Annotated in this window: 1 protein-coding gene; it reads left to right on the forward strand. The window is 55.2% G+C overall.

The features are described 5' to 3' along the window. Window positions 1–119: 119 nt before the first annotated feature. A complete protein-coding gene (gene gshB, locus NW835_RS05845) occupies window positions 120–1,067 on the forward strand; it encodes a glutathione synthase (protein ID WP_414365524.1) in 948 nt (315 codons plus the stop codon). Window positions 1,068–1,296: the final 229 nt, after the last annotated feature.

Consider the following 1,296-nt stretch of genomic DNA (forward strand, 5'->3'; position numbering starts at 1 on the left):
CCCGCCTACGCGGTGGGGTAGTTCATCTTTCTACTACTGCCGAACCGGCCTGCTAGCCGGGAGCAATCCGCTCCAATTTGTTGCATACTCAGGGCAGCTTTTCGTTGCTCAAACCATTCATGCAGGTAGCTTTCATTGTCGATCCGTTGTCTCAGTTGCAGGTGAACCACGACACCAGCGTTGCCTTGATGGAGGCGCTGCAGAGACGAGGCCACCGCATTTTTTGCCTTGGATTGGCTGACCTCTACTGGGATCAAGGGGAAACCTGGGGATCCGTTGAGGAAATTGTGTTGGATCTAGGAGCGGATCCCTGGTACGAGGTCAAAGAACGGCGCTTGTTGCCCTTGAGCCAGATGCAAGCAGTATGGATGCGCAAGGATCCGCCGGTGGACGCGGCCTATCTCTACGCCACCTACCTTCTGGATCATCTCTCCCCCCGCCGCACCCTAGTGCTCAACCATCCTGCCGGGATCCGCTCCGCCAACGAAAAGCTCTATGCTTTGCAATTCCAAGAGTGGATCCCGCGTACCTGCGTCAGCAGCAGCAAGGCCTTGCTACGCCAATTCGTCGAGCAGGTGGGGCAGGCGGTACTCAAGCCCCTGGGCGGCAAGGGTGGGGAAGGGATCCTGCGGATCAACGCCGGCGATCCAAACCTCAATTCCTTAATTGAGCTGAGCACCCAATTCGGTCGGCTGCCCGTGATGGTGCAAGAGTATTTGCCGCAGGCAGCAGCGGGAGATAAGCGCATTTTGCTGCTGGAGGGCGAGCCTTTGGGCGCCGTCAATCGGATCCCTGGGGAGGGGGATTTCCGTGGCAATGTGGCCGCTGGGGGTCGGGTGGAGAAAACCGAGATTGCCGAAAAAGAACGGGCCCTCTGCGCAGCTTTGGCGCCGGTGCTGCGGCAGGAGAAACTCTATTTTGTTGGAATTGATGTCATCGGGGAACGGCTGACAGAGATTAATGTCACCAGCCCAACTATGCTGCGGGAGATCTGCCAGTTAGAAGGGGTTGATTTGGCTGATCAAGTGGCCCAGTGGCTAGAGAAGAAAGTGCCGATCAAAGCGTAAACTACCCCACATCCCCTTCCGAGGAATCTGGTCATTATCCAACAGGTACCCTCTCCAAACTTGGCATTAAGTTTCTCTCCAGCCACTTTCTCCCTTTGAGCTCCCCTGCAAGAGCATAAATGCTACAGCCTGTTAATTTAAAATAGGGTACAGGCATTCAATAGGAAGGAGAGAAAGAGATGCCAACCCATTCTTTGGATCTACGGCAAAGAGTTGTAGCAGCTTATCA

It is taken from the genome of Synechococcus sp. OH2 (assembly GCF_047462155.1).
Taxonomy (GTDB): domain Bacteria; phylum Cyanobacteriota; class Cyanobacteriia; order Thermostichales; family Thermostichaceae; genus Thermostichus.

Excerpts from the sequence above, each read along its gene's own strand:
- gshB (WP_414365524.1), top strand. The coding sequence starts at position 120 with ATGCAGGTAGCTTTCATTGTCGATCCGTTGTCTCAGTTGCAGGTGAAC.